Annotated in this window: 16 protein-coding genes; 10 read left to right on the top strand and 6 right to left on the bottom strand. The window is 45.6% G+C overall.

The genetic code is table 11. The features are described from left to right. Positions 1-64: 64 nt before the first annotated feature. Positions 65-709, bottom strand: a complete 645-nt coding sequence (locus ACSF8X_RS20950; RefSeq protein WP_500851322.1) for a hypothetical protein — start codon at positions 707-709, stop codon at positions 65-67. Positions 710-857: 148 nt separating this feature from the next. Between ACSF8X_RS20950 and ACSF8X_RS20955 the strand changes: the two genes are divergently transcribed. Beyond that, positions 858-1,739 (top strand): NAD(P)-dependent oxidoreductase, encoded by an 882-nt coding sequence (locus ACSF8X_RS20955; protein WP_047880408.1) that lies wholly within the window; start codon positions 858-860, stop codon positions 1,737-1,739. 695 nt (positions 1,740-2,434) lie between these two features. Here ACSF8X_RS20955 and ACSF8X_RS20960 read toward each other — a convergent pair. From ACSF8X_RS20960 to ACSF8X_RS20970, 3 genes are all read right to left on the bottom strand, one after another. After that, on the bottom strand, positions 2,435-3,643 hold the full coding sequence (locus ACSF8X_RS20960) for a NupC/NupG family nucleoside CNT transporter (protein WP_047880409.1): 1,209 nt from the start codon (positions 3,641-3,643) through the stop codon (positions 2,435-2,437). 605 nt (positions 3,644-4,248) lie between these two features. Continuing rightward, on the bottom strand, positions 4,249-6,204 hold the full coding sequence (locus ACSF8X_RS20965) for a monovalent cation:proton antiporter-2 (CPA2) family protein (protein WP_500851323.1): 1,956 nt from the start codon (positions 6,202-6,204) through the stop codon (positions 4,249-4,251). Positions 6,205-6,206: 2 nt separating this feature from the next. Further along, entirely contained in the window at positions 6,207-6,827 is a 621-nt protein-coding gene (locus ACSF8X_RS20970) for an NAD(P)H-dependent oxidoreductase (protein WP_047880411.1), read from the bottom strand. A 323-nt stretch (positions 6,828-7,150) separates the two neighbouring features. Between ACSF8X_RS20970 and ACSF8X_RS20975 the strand changes: the two genes are divergently transcribed. From ACSF8X_RS20975 to ACSF8X_RS20985, 3 genes are all read left to right on the top strand, one after another. After that, positions 7,151-7,768, top strand: a complete 618-nt coding sequence (locus tag ACSF8X_RS20975) for a hypothetical protein (RefSeq protein WP_053062559.1) — start codon at positions 7,151-7,153, stop codon at positions 7,766-7,768. 304 nt (positions 7,769-8,072) lie between these two features. After that, positions 8,073-8,318: a hypothetical protein gene (locus ACSF8X_RS20980; RefSeq protein WP_500851324.1), complete on the top strand. Its 246-nt coding sequence runs from the start codon at positions 8,073-8,075 to the stop codon at positions 8,316-8,318. A gap of 262 nt (positions 8,319-8,580) precedes the next feature. After that, positions 8,581-9,132 carry a GNAT family N-acetyltransferase gene (locus tag ACSF8X_RS20985; RefSeq protein WP_500851325.1) on the top strand — a complete coding sequence of 184 codons (552 nt, stop codon included), beginning with the start codon at positions 8,581-8,583 and terminating at the stop codon, positions 9,130-9,132. Between the two features lie 76 nt (positions 9,133-9,208). Here ACSF8X_RS20985 and ACSF8X_RS20990 read toward each other — a convergent pair whose 3' ends face one another. Further along, positions 9,209-9,703, bottom strand: a complete 495-nt coding sequence (locus ACSF8X_RS20990; protein ID WP_500851326.1) for a GNAT family N-acetyltransferase — start codon at positions 9,701-9,703, stop codon at positions 9,209-9,211. A gap of 512 nt (positions 9,704-10,215) precedes the next feature. Here ACSF8X_RS20990 and ACSF8X_RS20995 point away from each other — a divergent pair. Next, positions 10,216-10,524, top strand: a complete 309-nt coding sequence (locus tag ACSF8X_RS20995) for a hypothetical protein (protein WP_047880438.1) — start codon at positions 10,216-10,218, stop codon at positions 10,522-10,524. A 49-nt stretch (positions 10,525-10,573) separates the two neighbouring features. On the opposite strand, the gene ACSF8X_RS21000 is transcribed toward ACSF8X_RS20995, so the two are convergent. Continuing rightward, positions 10,574-11,065: a hypothetical protein gene (locus tag ACSF8X_RS21000; protein WP_500851327.1), complete on the bottom strand. Its 492-nt coding sequence runs from the start codon at positions 11,063-11,065 to the stop codon at positions 10,574-10,576. A gap of 192 nt (positions 11,066-11,257) precedes the next feature. On the opposite strand from ACSF8X_RS21000, the gene ovoA reads away from it, so the two are divergent. The 5 genes from ovoA to ACSF8X_RS21025 all read left to right on the top strand — a co-directional run bounded on the left by ovoA (position 11,258) and on the right by ACSF8X_RS21025 (position 16,030). Further along, positions 11,258-13,390, top strand: coding sequence for a 5-histidylcysteine sulfoxide synthase (ovoA, locus tag ACSF8X_RS21005; protein ID WP_500851328.1), 2,133 nt, complete (start codon positions 11,258-11,260; stop codon positions 13,388-13,390). 213 nt (positions 13,391-13,603) lie between these two features. Next, entirely contained in the window at positions 13,604-13,843 is a 240-nt protein-coding gene (locus ACSF8X_RS21010; RefSeq protein ID WP_420835135.1) for a cysteine-rich CWC family protein, read from the top strand. 139 nt (positions 13,844-13,982) lie between these two features. Beyond that, positions 13,983-14,321, top strand: a complete 339-nt coding sequence (locus tag ACSF8X_RS21015) for a hypothetical protein (protein ID WP_500851329.1) — start codon at positions 13,983-13,985, stop codon at positions 14,319-14,321. Positions 14,322-14,437: 116 nt separating this feature from the next. Further along, positions 14,438-14,887, top strand: a complete 450-nt coding sequence (locus ACSF8X_RS21020) for an META domain-containing protein (protein ID WP_047880418.1) — start codon at positions 14,438-14,440, stop codon at positions 14,885-14,887. A gap of 105 nt (positions 14,888-14,992) precedes the next feature. After that, positions 14,993-16,030, top strand: a complete 1,038-nt coding sequence (locus ACSF8X_RS21025) for a hypothetical protein (protein WP_500851330.1) — start codon at positions 14,993-14,995, stop codon at positions 16,028-16,030. Positions 16,031-16,061: the final 31 nt, after the last annotated feature.

A 16,061-nucleotide genomic window follows, 5' to 3' on the forward strand; every position in this document is an offset into this window, starting at 1 on the left:
TCTGCTTACGGGTACCCGCAGCAGACATCGCTTTAAATTAAGGGCTATGCCCTAATGCAATAAATTAAACGTGCAGAGAACGGTGATGTTTGAAGGTATACAAGCGATTGCTGTCCTTCCAGCCAGCAATACGCCCGCGAGAGGTATTGGCCTGAAGAACCCAATCTTGGGAAGGGTGGAAATCAACCCGGTAACCGATAGTCATACTCGGTGCAGGTTCAATTGGCAATTCTATCGCCAACTGGTAAAGCGGATCGCCCTCTTCTTGTTCATGGCGCAACAGATTTGCCATACGCGAGGAGGCACTGATAGCGGGATCAAGGCTCCGGCTATCAGAAGAATGTTGATTGCCCGTTGTTTCGTTAAGCGGGTAACCATCGCCCGAATAATGGTCTTCCAGTTTGCACTCGCTATGCCACAGCTTAACAAACTGGCTGCTATCAGGCTCAGACTGCGGTGAATCATGGCTTGCGGCAAAGAAAACATCAAACGGGGAGGATTCACCAATATGCTGAGTATAGGCTGGTGACATTTGTGCAGAAGTGCTATCAGCCAACGACATGCCAGAACCATTGTCGACAATGGCCATTTGCACAGCAACCGTTGCTAAATTTCCTGCATACACCGCCGGTTCAGGATTAGCGTGGCTAATTCCACTCAATCCTAAACTTATCATCAACAGCAATACACGAAGGAAAATCGTTAGCATACATTACATAAAAACCTACTAGATGTGGGCATAATAGGAGCGCTAATTGCAAGACACAAGCAATTATTACGCCGATGATGAAAATTATTTTTGTAAAGCTTGTGCCTATGTGTATCTTGGTTACAACAATGTCACAAGGATACTTTCAATGACACAATTTAAAATCGCCTTCATTGGCCTTGGTACCATGGGGTATCCTATGGCAGGCCACCTTGCTAATGCTGGCCATGACGTTACTGTCTATAACCGTACCACCGCCAAAGCAAAACAATGGACTGACACATATCCGGGGGCATATGCACTGACCCCTGCCCTAGCGGCAGCTTCCGCAGATTTTGTCTTCACCTGTGTCGGTAACGACGATGATCTTCGAGAAGTCTACTGTGGTGAACACGGTATCCTCAGTACAGCAAAGCCCGGTACTGTGCTCATCGATAACACCACCGCCTCTGCTGATGTTTCTCGCGAAATTGCCGCCCATGCAGCCGAAAAATCTCTCGCCTTTCTCGATGCGCCGGTTTCCGGCGGTGAAGCTGGCGCCGTCAATGGCTGCCTAACCGTAATGGTTGGCGGTGATCAAACCACCTTCAATAAAGCCAAACCGATAATCGATTGCTTTGCCAAGGCCACCACCCTCATGGGAGAAATAGGCTTTGGTCAAATTACCAAAATGGCCAACCAGCTGTGTATTGCTGGTATTTTACAGGGACTTTCTGAAGCAATAACCCTAGCCAAAGCTGCCGGGCTGGATATTGAGCAAATGACCGAGGTGCTCAAACATGGCGCAGCAGGTTCATGGCAACTGGAAAATCGCGCGGCAACCATGGCAAAGGATGAGTTTGATTTTGGTTTTGCCATTGACTGGATGCGCAAGGATCTGGGGATCTGTTTTGACGCTGCAGACAAACTCAATATCGAGCTTCCCCTCGCCAAGCAAGTTGATGCCAAGTACGAAGAATTGCAGCAACGGGGCTATCAGCGAGCCGATACCTCTGTCCTTATCAAGCAATTCGATACTGATAAACGCTAACTTCTGCACAATGCCGGCTACTTCAATAGTCGGCATTTCAATAACCTACAGCGCCTAATTAACTGAAATATATACGCATTTCATTTGATACCCACATGATACCATATGCACATCCTTACTGTGGTACTGTTTATTGCAATAGATTCATCACCAAAGAGCCTATTTCTACATTGATGAAGCATAGGGTTCAATAAACATTATTCAACCATGTAAGGATACGATATGAATATAATACCTCAACTTCCAATAATTATTTTTATCATCAGTATTATCTGCCTGTTTCTGATATTAGATGATTACGTATGACTAAAGATCAGCGACTAGCCCGACAAATTATCAAGGAAAACAGCCAATCTATACTGTACAAAACAAAGATGAGTCACACACCGAACAATAAAACAAAAGAAAAATGCAATTAAAATCAAATGCTTATATCTAAGACACAAAAGGAGAAAAACAAAAGTTGATTTGTAAGCAAGAAGACAGATCACGAGATAAGCCACTGAGAGGATAAGAAATGTTTACCTTGGCTAATATACCTAATATCATTACTTTAATTTTAATGATTACCATCTATCTTTTTTTATTCAATTTTAAATGATGGTTAACTCAGTAATATTAAGAACACATTTTATCATTGTCCGAAATATAAAAAAGCCGCCTCATAAGAAGCGGCTTTTCCTGTTTGTTACAGCTTACAGGCTAACAAAAATACCAGCCAGAGCAGCACTCATCAGGTTTGCCAGTGTTGCTGCCAATACCGCCTTGAAACCAAGGCTAGCAACATCACTACGGCGCTCAGGAGCCATTACACCAATTGAACCAATCTGGATAGCAATAGAACCGATGTTAGCAAAACCACACAGTGCAAAAGTGATAATAACTTGGCTGTGCTGAGACAAGGTCTCTTTAACGCTAACAAAATCTAGGAAAGCGACGAACTCGTTCAGAATCATCTTCTGACCAATGAACGAACCAGCCTGCAGCATTTCAGATGCCGGAACACCAATAACGAAAGCCAATGGCGAGAACAAGTAGCCTAGAAGCATCTGGAAAGTCAGGTTTTGAATACCAATCCAGCTGCCGACAGTCTCAAGACCCGCGTTCGCCATCGCAATAACACTCACGAAAGCAATCAGCATTGTACCGATTGCAACAGCAACCTTCATGCCGTTCATTGCACCAGCAGCTAGCGCGTCGATCGCATTGCTGTGGTCACTCTTTGCCATTTCGATATCGGTTTGCTCAACCGCTACACTTTGCTCTGGCACCAAAAGCTTGGCCATCAACAAACTACCCGGTGCAGCCATAAAGCTTGCAGCAATCAGATACTTCAGATCCACACCAAGGCCAGCATAACCACCCAGTACACTACCCGCGACAGAAGCCATACCACCTGTCATCACGGCAAATAGCTCAGAACGTGTCATTTGTGGTAGGAATGGTTTAACTAGAAGTGGGGACTCACCCTGAGAAAGGAAGATATTACCAGTTGCAACAAGAGATTCAGCGCGGCTAGTGCCCAATGCTTTTTGGATGCCGCCGCCGATCACTTTAATGACCCACTGCATCACACCTAGATGGTATAGAAGGGAAATAAGAGCACTAATGAAAATAACAAGAGGAAGAACGCGAATTGCAAAAATGAAATTACCAGTGGCCAGATCACCAAATAGGAAACGGATACCCTCATCGGCAAAACTTAGAAGACTGGCAACACCGCTACTCATTGCACCCAACATCTTCTGCCCTAGTGGTATATACAATACCAATGCCGCGAATCCGGCCTGGAGCAACAACGCACCACCGACCGTACGCCAATTAATGGCTTTTCGGTTTTCAGATAGCGCGTAGGCGCACAATACCAGTACCAGAATACCGGCAATACTAATTAACAACTGCATTATTTCGTCCTGTTGCTTTGGGTTCTTGATGAAGAAGCGAAAAATGAAGGTGTCACTTTCTGTACTACAACGGGGAACATCGCCTTCGGGGAGAAAGCTGAAAAGAGGGGAGCTAAGCCATAAGGCCCAGTCAAGGTTAAATTGTCCGCCCAAGTGCAATACATATAAGTCACCTAAATTAACAAGCTAAACTAATGCCGGTCCAACTCCGTGGGTCGTTCACTTTCCATGGTGACAGCTTGTAACTAAGGTGGCTGAACTCTAAGGTTCTGACCGGAGTCGGAGTATATAGAGATACAGATCACATTAACAACCCCCTTGCGCGATTTTTTTTGTGATATCTATTCGCTTGTACAAATATCCAACAAATGTAAATATTTGTGTCCACGCGCTAATCAATAGCCTACCGCCCCTTAAAATACATTAGTTTTACTAAAGCAAACGTTTACCCTGCAAGCGAAAGCGTTTGCGCAAATAAACCAAGAGAAGGGAAAAACAATTCTCTTTCCAATAGCAATCGGTTCACTTAATCCGCTCACGGATAATGAGCATAAAAAAAGTGCAGATCACTCTGCACTTTTTGGGGAACTTACCGACTCAATGGATCACTGACTTGATGGCTTTGCCTCGTCCAGTTCTTGCTGCATTTCAGCAACCGCATCAAGATAGCCTTTCGGTGGTGGTGTCCATCCTCGCTCAGAAGATGCATGCTTGTCATGCCTGTCAGCCTTCATCACGTCACTCAACGCGTCTTCCAACTGCATGAACAATTCCCGATAGGTCGCATTGAACTTACTGTCCTCTGTATTCTCTTTCCATGCCTTATAAAGCACTTCTTTACTGCGCGTTTCCGTTTCTATAAATGTTTCGCGTAATTGCTCGGCTCTGAATGGATGCACCCCCAAATCCTTAAGGGCCTGAGTACCGAGCGTCAATGCGGAATGGTAAGTCTCACTGATAATGAAATCTGCCCCCGCGCAGCGAAGGGAATAATGGTGACCACGGTCATAAGCGCGAGCCAAAATACGAACATGGGGATAGGTATGCTTAACATATTCCACCAGCTCCACCGCACGCTCTTGTTCATCAATGGCAACAACCAGCAGCTTGGCTTCTTCAATACCCGCGGTATGCAACAAATCCGGTCGAGTGGCATCGCCAAAATAACTTTTGATCCGAATAGAACGCATGTTCTCTATCTGTCCGGCTTCATGGTCAAGAACGACTGTCTTAACACCATTGGCCACTAACAGACGGTTGACAATTTGGCCGAAACGACCAATGCCCGCGATAATCACCGAGCCCGTTTCATCAATTGCATCTGCTTCCCGCTCATTGGCCTGCTCTTCAAAGCGCGGCAAGATCACTTTATCAAATAAAATGAAAAGCCCAGGGGTCAGGAACATCGAAATAGCGACCACCAATGCCAGTACCTGTGCGATATCCTGCGGCAGAACATGGTTTTGCACTGAATAGCTCAATAATACAAAACCAAATTCACCAGCCTGAGCAAGGCTCAATGTCAGTAAGTAGCGATCGCTTCCCTTTACTCTAAAAATAAGAGCAAGCACGAACAATACCAATGCCTTGGCAACCATCACAGCCAAAGTGATACCAAGCACCATGCCGATATTGTCTACAAGTACCGAAAAATCGATCCCGGCACCAACCGTAATAAAGAACAGCCCCAGCAGCAAACCCTTGAATGGCTCAATATTGGATTCTAATTCATGACGAAATTCACTGTTTGCCAGCACAACACCGGCCAAGAATGTCCCCAGTGCCGGTGACAATCCCACCAGACTCATCAAAGCAGCAATACCAATCACCAACATCAATGCCGTTGCAGTGAAGATCTCGCGCACACCTGACTCGGCGACAAAACGAAATAGCGGCCGGCTAAGAAAATGACCACCAACAACCACCGCAGCAATTGCGGCAATAATTACCATCGCGTAAGCCCATCCCGGTAGACCAGCCACCAAGCTCAACTCCTCATGATGGCCTGCGGCTTCTGCAACCACTTGTTGAGACTGAGAAACCAACTCCGGTAATGCCAGCAACGGGATCAATGCCAGCATCGGAATCACGGCGATATCTTGAAACAACAACACCGAAAAGGCATTACGGCCCCCTTCGGTTCTCGATAACCCCTTTTCGTTAAACGTCTGCAAGACAATTGCCGTTGACGACAGGGAAAAAATCAAGCCAATCGCCAGTGCCACCGTCCAAGCCGTACCGAAAAACATCGCCACGCCCATCACAATGGCAGTGCTGAGGGCCACCTGCAGCCCGCCAAGCCCGAGCAAGCGGTGACGCATATCCCACAGCATCCTCGGTTCAAGCTCAAGCCCCACCAAAAACAGCATCATCACCACACCAAACTCGGCAAAATGCTGAATGTCCAATGTCTCGTCGCCAACCAAACCGACAACCGGCCCGATCACCACACCAGCAATGAGATACCCCAAAACCGAACCGAGACCAAACCGTTTTGCCAACGGCACAGCAATCACCGCAGCGCAAAGATAGATAAAGGCCTGAATAAAATAACCTGTCATTACTATGCCTCCCTAATCACGGCGGACAAATCATCATTCAAGCGCGATGCCGCCCCTGCCGCTATCAAGTCCAAGCGATCATCACGCAGGGCCAGCAACACATTTTGCCAATCATCCAAATGCTGCCCAATCCGCCTTTCTTCTGCAGCCGTCCGGGCACCGAACAATGCAAAAGGAGCAAGATAGCGCATCCCCGTCAAAGCCGCGGTCTGCTCTAGGGGGTGCAATAACTCCCGAACCGAAAAATGATTATAGCCGTCGGCACGATAAGCTGATTCTGCCCCGCCCGCAGTTAGCGCACATAGGAACGTCTTGCCATGCAGTGCCGTTCCGTCTGTCCCGTAGGCAAAACCGTATTCCAATACAAGATCTTGCCACTCTTTCAAAATTGCAGGCGTTGAGTACCAATACATAGGGAACATGAAGACAATGACATCATGCTCTCGCAACCTCTGTTGCTCTAGATCGATATTGATTCGAAAAGTTGGATACTCGGCATAAAGATCAACCAATGTCACGCCATCATGACCACCTGAAGAATGAAACAGAGGCACATTGATCTCTGAACGATTCGGCGAAGGATGGGCGAATAAGATAAGAACCTTCTTCTTTACAGTTGACATAATGCTCCTTAACTGCCTGATATTCTTTTTAGCTATAGTGACAAATTTTTATTCCCATGTCAGGCCAATATTCATCCCGATGGGTATCAAACATGACTCCTGAACCACTCCGAATAAAAAATCACCTTGCAGAGCACGAATATTTGTAACGCAAGCCCATACTCAAGGCTGATCCCACAGACAAACAAGGTAACTAGATAGCCAAAGCAAGGAGCAAGGAACATTCACCATCGGCAATCATCAACAACCAAATCATTGATATTTTTGCCAATAAATGGAAAACTCCGCGCAGAACTATTGTCGAAAAATAACCAGAGATAACTATGAACGGCACACAACATCATGTTTTATCAGGAAAATCAGAAGCTCTACGTCGCCTCTTTCGTACTGCTGCATGTGTTGTCGGCCTAATCGGCACAGCAGGTATTGCCAGCTATCCTAACCATAGCTACGGGAACGAGTTTGTTTCCAATATCAAACTACTTAACTACACCGATAATTATGGCAACATCTCACTACGTGGCGCCGGTCGTATTTCACTGCCAGACCCACTTATTGTAAAAGGCAATCTAAACTTAGAAATGTCCCGCCTCACGGCTTTACCTAATAAGCTCACAGTGAAAGGAAATTTGGATTTAGCCTATAGCCATATCACGCAATTACCCTCGCAATTGGCTGTTGGTGGATACATTAATCTCGCCCACTCCGCGATCACTTATTTAAATAATGGCCTACATGTAAAAGGGGATCTCAGTCTCATGGGAACAAAAATTAAAAATTTGCCACCCTATCTATACGTAGGTGGAAATCTGTATTTAGCTAATACCGCTATTACGGAATTACCTAATTATCTTGTCGTGGGAGGGAATATTTATCTTGGCGGTGCGAAAGTTTCATCTATTCCAGAAACGGCGCAAATTAGCGGTTACGTATATCAATAAACACAATAAAAAAATTAGGCCAGAAACACTGGATCACTAGGTGCTTCTGGCATCTTCTTTAGCAAATTTAATGGTCAATCAAAATATTGGCTTTGAGCCTAGATACAATTATTTTGATTTCATTTTCAGGCTGCTAACCTGTGACTTGTGATAGAACCACTGACGGCGGCTTCTATTTTTCATCATTCACCTCTCATTTATCCAAAACGAGTAAGGTTGATATTTCTCAATACTTAATACCGTTCTTACTCATTTAAACAGTTTTACTTTACCCTTTCGTCTATTACATCCCTATGACATTAAGATGAAAGTAAAACGTCACTACTCGCTACAAACAACAATAGAACAATCTCAAGCGCTTTGTTTTCTCAAGCTTGGTTATTGCAATGAAGTTGGGGAGTTTAAAGAACTGTTGGTGCTAGAAATGAATATAACGCAGACTTTTTCGGAGTCAATTGTTTTACTGATTTCACCTCTTTTTGTTACCAACGAATTCAATATAAGAGGCACAGGATACTTTTGCAATCCCTACTTTGCAAGTTTTTTGTGATCTAGATTTACTTCTTAAGCACCAATAGGCACTAACTGCTCATCAAGGCGTTGAAAAAAAAGCATTTTGTCTAGCAAGTCACATTTACACACCCGCCTTATAAAATAGGCAAACTAACTTATCTTTATTCGCAGTCCCATCACACAATCGCATTAATTGCATACGCCTTGCACAATATTCACGCTGTAATTTGATCTAGGTACTGGTCAAAAAATGTCAACAAGGCTTAACTACGACTAGATACGACTAAAGAGGAATAACAATGACTCGCCAACCATTACTGACAACCCCCAGGCTAATCCTCCGACCATTTCAACTGGCCGATGCCACCAAGGTCCAAGAGCTTGCTGGCAAGATCGAAATCGCTAATGGCACCATCAACATCCCTCACCCCTATCCTAATGGCGCAGCAGGTCAATGGATCGGTAGGCTGTTGGCTGGCTGGAACAGCGGCCAATCCGCCATTTATGCCATCACTCTCAAAAGTAACGAACAGCTCATCGGGTGTGTTGGCCTCCACAACATCGAATCCCAAAGTGCCCAAATCGGTTACTGGATCGGCCTGCCTTTTTGGGGCAACGGTTACTGTACCGAAGCTGCAATCCGAATCGCCGAATTTGGATTTAACAAGCTCAATTTGGATTTGATCTATGGCCAACACTTCAGCCGAGAACCTCATCCAGGAAAAGTCTTGGAAAAAATAGGCATGAATCACGTAATGACTAAACAAGATGCAATTAGGGTCAATATGATTTCAGAAAACATCGAATACTATGAAATGCGCAGTCCTATCTCGGCTGCGGCTACCGCCTGATACCAACAGCTATACTTACTAGCATTATGCAGGGTTTAGATGTCCCTGCCCTTCTTCTGCATCATCGATCTTGATGTTAAATAGCTCTCTTTATCCGTGCCATGTTATACACATCCACATACTCACCATCTCTAAAAGCGTAATTACAAGCTGTTCCTTCAATAACAAACCCCCATTTTTCATAAAATGCAATGGCAGCCGTATTATCCGTGTAAACACTCAACTCTATACGAGTTACCCCCAACCAGTTTTCAGCAAGATCGATGGCCGCTTCAAGTAATTGATTGCCAATCCCCTGTCCTTGATAGTTTTCCCGAACACCAATTCCGATACCCACTACATGGCGCCGCCGTGGGTTGCTATTCCCCCAAATTCCAATCTGGCCAGCAATTACCCCATTCACCTCCGCAACCAAACTGTAATGATGGGCCGGCTGAGAATCCAACCTTTGCTCCCATGTCTGAATCGACGGAAACGGCAGCTGCAATGTCCCTGCATACACCGATGGACAGGCATATATATCCCTAATTGCTACCGCATCACTTTTTTCTGCATGCCTTATTGTCGCCATCTTCTCGCTCTCCTTGCGCGTAAAATTCAGCCCTTAATCAACTTCCATTATGCGTTTTATAAAATACTCAAAATTCACTCTTATTTTATAACGTTAAATTAATCATCATATTAGAGCAATGATCCATAGAGGTATAAACAACGTACTAGCAGTGGATAATTTCATTAAAGTGAAAAAATCAATACTAGAACTTAAATATCAATCATTAACGTCAATCATATGGAATATTTAACCATGAATTGACCCGTAATTAACTATAATTACATTGGGCTTGATAATGAGGAATTAGGCTTCAACCGCCAACTCTCAACACCAACCTACGAGTTTATACTCAGTGAAAATTTAGTCTATAACATAACACTTTGATTTTTATGCAGTATCGAATACTAGTCACTTTTTTGAAAGATAACGACTCCTTTCAGGTCTATTATTCTGAATGTGATGCGCATCACAATAATAATCACAAAAGCAAACACATATGGCATCAGCCACTGATCAATGAGGTGAAGATTATGTCTAGCTTGAAAGTACTAACCGCTACCGCTGCAATTGTAATGTCAACATCTGTATTCGCAGATATCCGTGTTGCCGATACCCATAATGGGGCATGGGTTACCGTTACTGAAAACGGTCAACCTGCAGCCAATGCATCGGTATCTGTCGCGAATGTACCTCAGCAACGAAAAAGCTACAAAACAGATGAAAACGGCCGCGTATTTATTCCTTTAACTCTGCAAAACTCTCGCTCTATCAAATACAAAGCCCGTACTGAGAATGGTAAAGAATCATCACGGTTCGCATTCCATTCAACCAACAAATAATCACCTAACCCTTTCATAAAGACCCTGTTACGCAGGGTCTTTCCCTTGTCTACCGAGCATAATCCCGGCGATTCAAATCACGCGCCAATATCAGTGCCAACCCCATGATCTGAAGAAACAATGCCAGATTTCTCAATATTGAGATGCCCTCCATTTTTCCCGCATGCAGCTTAATAAGTCCCTGATTATCAAAATACAACGTATTGATCTTTTCACGTTGAGATTGCTGTAGCCTATCAAACTGCTGCATCAGGTATGGGATCTCACTCATCGTTAGCTTGATGGTTAAATCCGGCAATACGTTAGCAATATCCTGCTGTAACACCTCGCGAACCGGATCTGGCAATGCCTGTCCTGCCATATCACTGACGGCTAACAGAACCAGGGTATGCTCACGCTTTCGCTCTAGGGTTTCTATCTGCTGCCATACTAAATTAATCAGCTTGTCATTGGCTTGTTGCTGCTGCAAAAGGTCGTTAGCCTGCCGGGTTGCACCATCAATATAAAAATTGGTTAATAGCGCTGAAATAATATTCAGCATTAATCCCATCCCCACCAGTATCCAAGTAGGTATTGTCCACTTACGACGATATCTTGCCATCTCTCACCTGCCGAGGTTTGCCTTTGCTATGCCCACCTATCAGATCAACATGAAACAAAAGCCGATTGGTGACAATCCAATTCACTGTCTATCTTTAGGTTTTAGGATTAAATCAAATGGAAATACAAATAGATGAATGAACATCTACCTTACGCGACAAAAACTGTCCTCTTATCCGGGAGCGATAGCAACCAAAAACGCCAAGAACTCAAAAATGCCTTCAATCACACTTGGCAGCTCTACGAATCCCTTTTCTCACTCATCAACGATGAGTCAGGTTACTACCTTAAAGCGGAGCCATTGCGCCATCCGCTCATTTTCTATTTTGGCCACACTGCCACCTTCTATATTAATAAACTCAAACTAGGCAAATACATTAACAAACGCGTCAACAGCCACTTCGAGTCAATGTTTGCCATTGGGGTGGATGAAATGTCTTGGGACGATCTTGACGACAGCCACTACAACTGGCCGAGCGTTGCAGAGGTGAAAGCATACCGCGATGAGGTTTGCAGCCTTGTCAATAACGTTATCGATAACATGCCTTTGGATCTGCCAATTACCGCACAATGCCCCGCATGGATAATCCTGATGGGGATCGAACATGAGCGGATCCATTTAGAAACTTCATCGGTTATTATCCGCCAGCTCCCTCTTGCCAGCATCACCCCACACCCAGACTGGCCAGCTTGCCAAGACAGCGGGCCTTCCCCTGACAATTGCTTCCTGTCCGTTACTGGTGGCAATGTGATGTTAGGAAAAGAGGCCGATGCCGAGACCTACGGCTGGGATAACGAATACGGTAAGCAATCCTTTCAGGTTGAGCCGTTCAAGGCCGCAAAATACCTAGTCTCCAACGAAGAATACCTCGAGTTTGTCAATGACGATGGTTACCGCCAACATCGATACTGGAGCGAAGAAGGCCAAGCCTGGCTGGCCTATACCCAGGCTTTAATGCCCCGTTTCTGGCGTTACCACAACAACCGCTACTTCCAGCGCAACCTAACCGAAGAGATCCCACTACCATTAAATTGGCCAGTGGAAGTCAACCAGCTAGAGGCCAAAGCTTTCTGCAACTGGAAAGCCGAACAAATACAGCGTTCCATACGGCTACCTACCGAAGCCGAATGGCACATACTGCGGCAAAGCATCACCAGTGACTCCCCCCATTGGCACGAGCCTCCGGGCAATATCGAACTGAGCTATTTTGCGTCGTCCTGCCCTGTCGACCGCTTCCAGTCCGAAGGGCTCTGCGACATCGTTGGCAATGTCTGGCAGTGGACTGAAACCTGTATTGATGGCTTCCCCGGCTTTGCCGTTCACCCGCTCTACGATGATTTCTCCACCCCGACATTTGATGGCAAACATACCCTCATCAAAGGCGGTTCATGGATATCAACCGGCAATGAATCCACCCGGACATCACGCTACGCGTTTCGCCGCCATTTCTACCAACATGCCGGTTTCCGCTATATCGAATCCCAGCAATCGCCCGATAGCATGGCTTCTCTCAATGTCTATGAGACCGATGAGCTGATCTCCCAATACCTAGAATTCCACTATGGTGATGAATACTTTTCAGTCCCTAACTTTTGTATCAACGGTGTCCAACAATGCCTGCGGGAAATTCAACTGACCCATCACACAAAAGCACTGGATATTGGTTGCTCTGTCGGCAGAGCCAGCTTCGAGCTGGCTAAGATATTTGACCATGTTGACGGTATCGACTTTTCGGCCCGGTTTATCCAGCAGGCATATTCACTAACCGAACAAGGAGAAAAACGCTATACCATTAAAACCGAAGGCGACTTAGTCGAATTCAAAAGCGTCACCCTCGAGGAACTCGGCTATCAGTCACTATGCGATAAAATCCATTTCAGTCAGGGGGATGCCTGTAATCTCAAGCCCCAGTTCACCCATTATGATCTGATCTATGCCTCAAACCTGATTGACCGCCTGAACGATCCCAAACAGTTTCTGAGCACCATCCACCAGCGGATCAACGAAGGCGGATACTTGGTCATCGCATCGCCCTATACTTGGCTCGAAAGCTATACCGACAAAGACAAATGGCTTGGCGGGATCAAAATCAACGGGGAAAACTTCACAACACTCGACGGACTGACCGAAACCCTAATCCCCCACTTCGAGCTGGTCGCCGTCAAAGAACTTCCATTCGTGATCCGAGAGACCAAACGCAAGTTTCAACACAGCCTGTCGGAAATGACGATTTGGCGCAAACGCGACCGCCCAACCCATCAATAATCGCTCCTATCACGCGCTTATCACGCGCCTACGCATCATCATGCCGGGCGCGTTCATTCCTTCGGTCATTGGCAACTCGCCCGCTATGAAGTAGTTTGACACTATGCTAATGTTACGCTGTTTTTAGCCGTCCAATTCGAGACCATCATGAAGACCCCTTGTGTTGCAAAATGCAAAAATAACAACGGTATTTGCAGCGGTTGCCACCGTACAATGAAAGAAATTGAGCTGTGGCGTACTCTAAATGACAATCAGCAAGAAAAAATCATGGGTGAAATCCGCGGTATCGCCTCCACTCACTTGTGCAGTCAATGCGGTGAGCCCGCCCATTGCGATCTCAGCGCCGGTCGTTCTACCTGTTGGTGCTCCACCGTTGCCCCGAGGGATACCTCCGGAATTGATACCGAAAAATGCTTGTGTCGCAAATGCCTCGAAAAGCTCCCTCTTCTATAAATATTCCTGAACCAAACTCAATGAAACGCCATTAATTTACATATACCCGAGCAATAAGCTGATTTATCAGCAAACATACAGTTGCCTATACCACCAGAGCAATTATAATCACGATTTTCCACTTATACTGGGGTGAGCAATGCGATATAAAACAATAATTATGGGCTTTGTTCTCGCCCTTAACACTTTCAATGCGTACAGTGCATCAACAGATGATAATGCCCTTCCGGACAACGAAGACATCTGCGAACAACAGTTGACCCGGCTGCTAAACCAAAAACAAATGGTGTTTAGTGATCGCAATGCAAGCCCTACCGTGCGCAGAGATGCGGAACGCGCTATTGATGGCTCGAGGAAAATATTCAGCCAAGGCGGCAGCTATTGCGAAGCCAAAAATGCGCTCGAAGGATACCGTCCAGATAAAAACCAAGATATTAGCTTCAGAGATGGTGAAGTTAACTATTTTGGCCGCGGTTAGCCCCAATGACAGTTTTTTGTACGTTAAGGTTATGAAATAAAAATGCTACTATTATACCCAAGTAGCAACACCTGTTGCAGAAATTAAGATATCCAGAGCTCCTTGAAGGTGATTTTATGAAAAAGTGGCTGCTCCCGTTACTCGCCATCCCATTATTTCTAACGGGTTGTGAATCTGAAACCCCACAAGGATTTTCCGTACAAAATATCCAGCAAAGTTGGGTGTTGACCAAGGTTGATGGCAAAGATGTCACGATCAATGAACCACGGACGATCCCAGGCATGGCCATTGATGCCGACTTGAAAGTATCAGGCTTCAGCGGCTGTAATCGTTTTTTTGGCCAAGCAGAGATCCGTGACAGCAATAAATTCCGCCTTGCTAACATGGGGGCAACAAAAATGGCCTGTATTCAAGACGACCAAGCCACCATTGAAGCTGTTATGACCCAATCACTGCAAGAATGGAATAACGCATCACTGGAAAATAATATTTTGACGCTGACATCCGAACAGCACATTCTGACATTCATGCCAGAAGCCATTACCGATAATGAGAATGACCAATAGCGCATTTCCTATGTTATGCGATATATCCACACCTCCTTCTCACCGTCGGCCTCATAGCCGACTTTACGCAGCCTTCAGGCTGCGTTTTTGTTTTAAGAGCCCGCGATGAAAGTCACCAAGAAACAGGCTGCCACCCTAAAACAGGCAATCTCCTATTGGCAGCAAGAAGGCCTAATATCAGAGCCTCAAGCTGCATCACTCAACACAAGCTATGACATTGTCGGTTTTAACTGGAAGTTATTGGCCGTCTACTCCTTCTGGATTGCCATTACCTGTCTGGTCATTTCCGTCGGTGTACTATTAGCTGATGATTATTTACTCATGCTCCTGGCAAAGCTCATTGATACACCTGCCAGTGTGCTGGCCGTTATCAGTGCCGCCATTGCTGCGTTTGCCTTCCGCTTCGGCTTCAATCGCCGCATTCGTTCACCAGATAAGCAAGTAAGCAACGAAGCTCTCTATTTTTTCGGGGTCTTATTCACCTCGGTATCTGCTGGCTTCATCCGCGAGACAACACTATTCGAAGGGGTACACATTGCCTGGTTCCTACTCGCATTGACCCTGATTCTGGCCGTTCTTGGCTTCAGGCTACGCAGTATGCTTATCTGGTCTTTTGCCTTGCTATTCTTTGCCGGATGGGGAATAGAGCAAACCAGCGTACTATCCAATGAAAACGGCTACTTTCTTGGCCTCAATATACCGTGGCGAATGCTCATACTGGGCGGCATTGTTCTGACCGGTGCCAAATGGCTACAGGGTCATCCCAAATACCATCCCCTTTATGAGCCCAGCCGCTTCATCGGCCTGCTCTATCTGCTCTCATCGCTCTGGATCATATCGATTGTCGGCAACTACGGCGACGCAGCATCATGGGCGAAAGTAGCCCAAACAGAATTGTTACACTGGGCACTGTTGGCCATCGCCAGTTGTATCGGGCTGCTCATCTATGGCATCCGTACCAATGACAAGCTCATAGGCGGTTTTGCCATGACGTTTTTGCTGATTAACCTATATACCCGTTATTTCGAATACTTCTGGGATTCAATGCACAAGACACTGTTCTTTGCCGGGCTAGCCTTGAGTTTTTGGCTTATCGGCAGCAAAGCCGAAACACTCTGGCAGCTAAGTACCAAGTCTAAATAAACGGCAAGACCAAAGGATTAATGGGCAAAAA

The organism is Photobacterium panuliri (genome assembly GCF_059920555.1).

Bases quoted from the DNA above. Each gene is read 5' to 3' on its own strand.
- ACSF8X_RS20950 (WP_500851322.1), bottom strand. From the start codon at position 709: ATGCTAACGATTTTCCTTCGTGTATTGCTGTTGATGATAAGTTTAGGA.
- ACSF8X_RS20955 (WP_047880408.1), top strand. From the start codon at position 858: ATGACACAATTTAAAATCGCCTTCATTGGCCTTGGTACCATGGGGTAT.
- ACSF8X_RS20960 (WP_047880409.1), bottom strand. From the start codon at position 3,643: ATGCAGTTGTTAATTAGTATTGCCGGTATTCTGGTACTGGTATTGTGC.
- ACSF8X_RS20965 (WP_500851323.1), bottom strand. From the start codon at position 6,204: ATGACAGGTTATTTTATTCAGGCCTTTATCTATCTTTGCGCTGCGGTG.
- ACSF8X_RS20970 (WP_047880411.1), bottom strand. From the start codon at position 6,827: ATGTCAACTGTAAAGAAGAAGGTTCTTATCTTATTCGCCCATCCTTCG.
- ACSF8X_RS20975 (WP_053062559.1), top strand. From the start codon at position 7,151: ATGAACGGCACACAACATCATGTTTTATCAGGAAAATCAGAAGCTCTA.
- ACSF8X_RS20980 (WP_500851324.1), top strand. From the start codon at position 8,073: ATGAAAGTAAAACGTCACTACTCGCTACAAACAACAATAGAACAATCT.
- ACSF8X_RS20985 (WP_500851325.1), top strand. From the start codon at position 8,581: ATGACTCGCCAACCATTACTGACAACCCCCAGGCTAATCCTCCGACCA.
- ACSF8X_RS20990 (WP_500851326.1), bottom strand. From the start codon at position 9,703: ATGGCGACAATAAGGCATGCAGAAAAAAGTGATGCGGTAGCAATTAGG.
- ACSF8X_RS20995 (WP_047880438.1), top strand. From the start codon at position 10,216: ATGTCTAGCTTGAAAGTACTAACCGCTACCGCTGCAATTGTAATGTCA.
- ACSF8X_RS21000 (WP_500851327.1), bottom strand. From the start codon at position 11,065: ATGCTGAATATTATTTCAGCGCTATTAACCAATTTTTATATTGATGGT.
- ovoA (WP_500851328.1), top strand. From the start codon at position 11,258: ATGAATGAACATCTACCTTACGCGACAAAAACTGTCCTCTTATCCGGG.
- ACSF8X_RS21010 (WP_420835135.1), top strand. From the start codon at position 13,604: ATGAAAGAAATTGAGCTGTGGCGTACTCTAAATGACAATCAGCAAGAA.
- ACSF8X_RS21015 (WP_500851329.1), top strand. From the start codon at position 13,983: ATGCGATATAAAACAATAATTATGGGCTTTGTTCTCGCCCTTAACACT.
- ACSF8X_RS21020 (WP_047880418.1), top strand. From the start codon at position 14,438: ATGAAAAAGTGGCTGCTCCCGTTACTCGCCATCCCATTATTTCTAACG.
- ACSF8X_RS21025 (WP_500851330.1), top strand. From the start codon at position 14,993: ATGAAAGTCACCAAGAAACAGGCTGCCACCCTAAAACAGGCAATCTCC.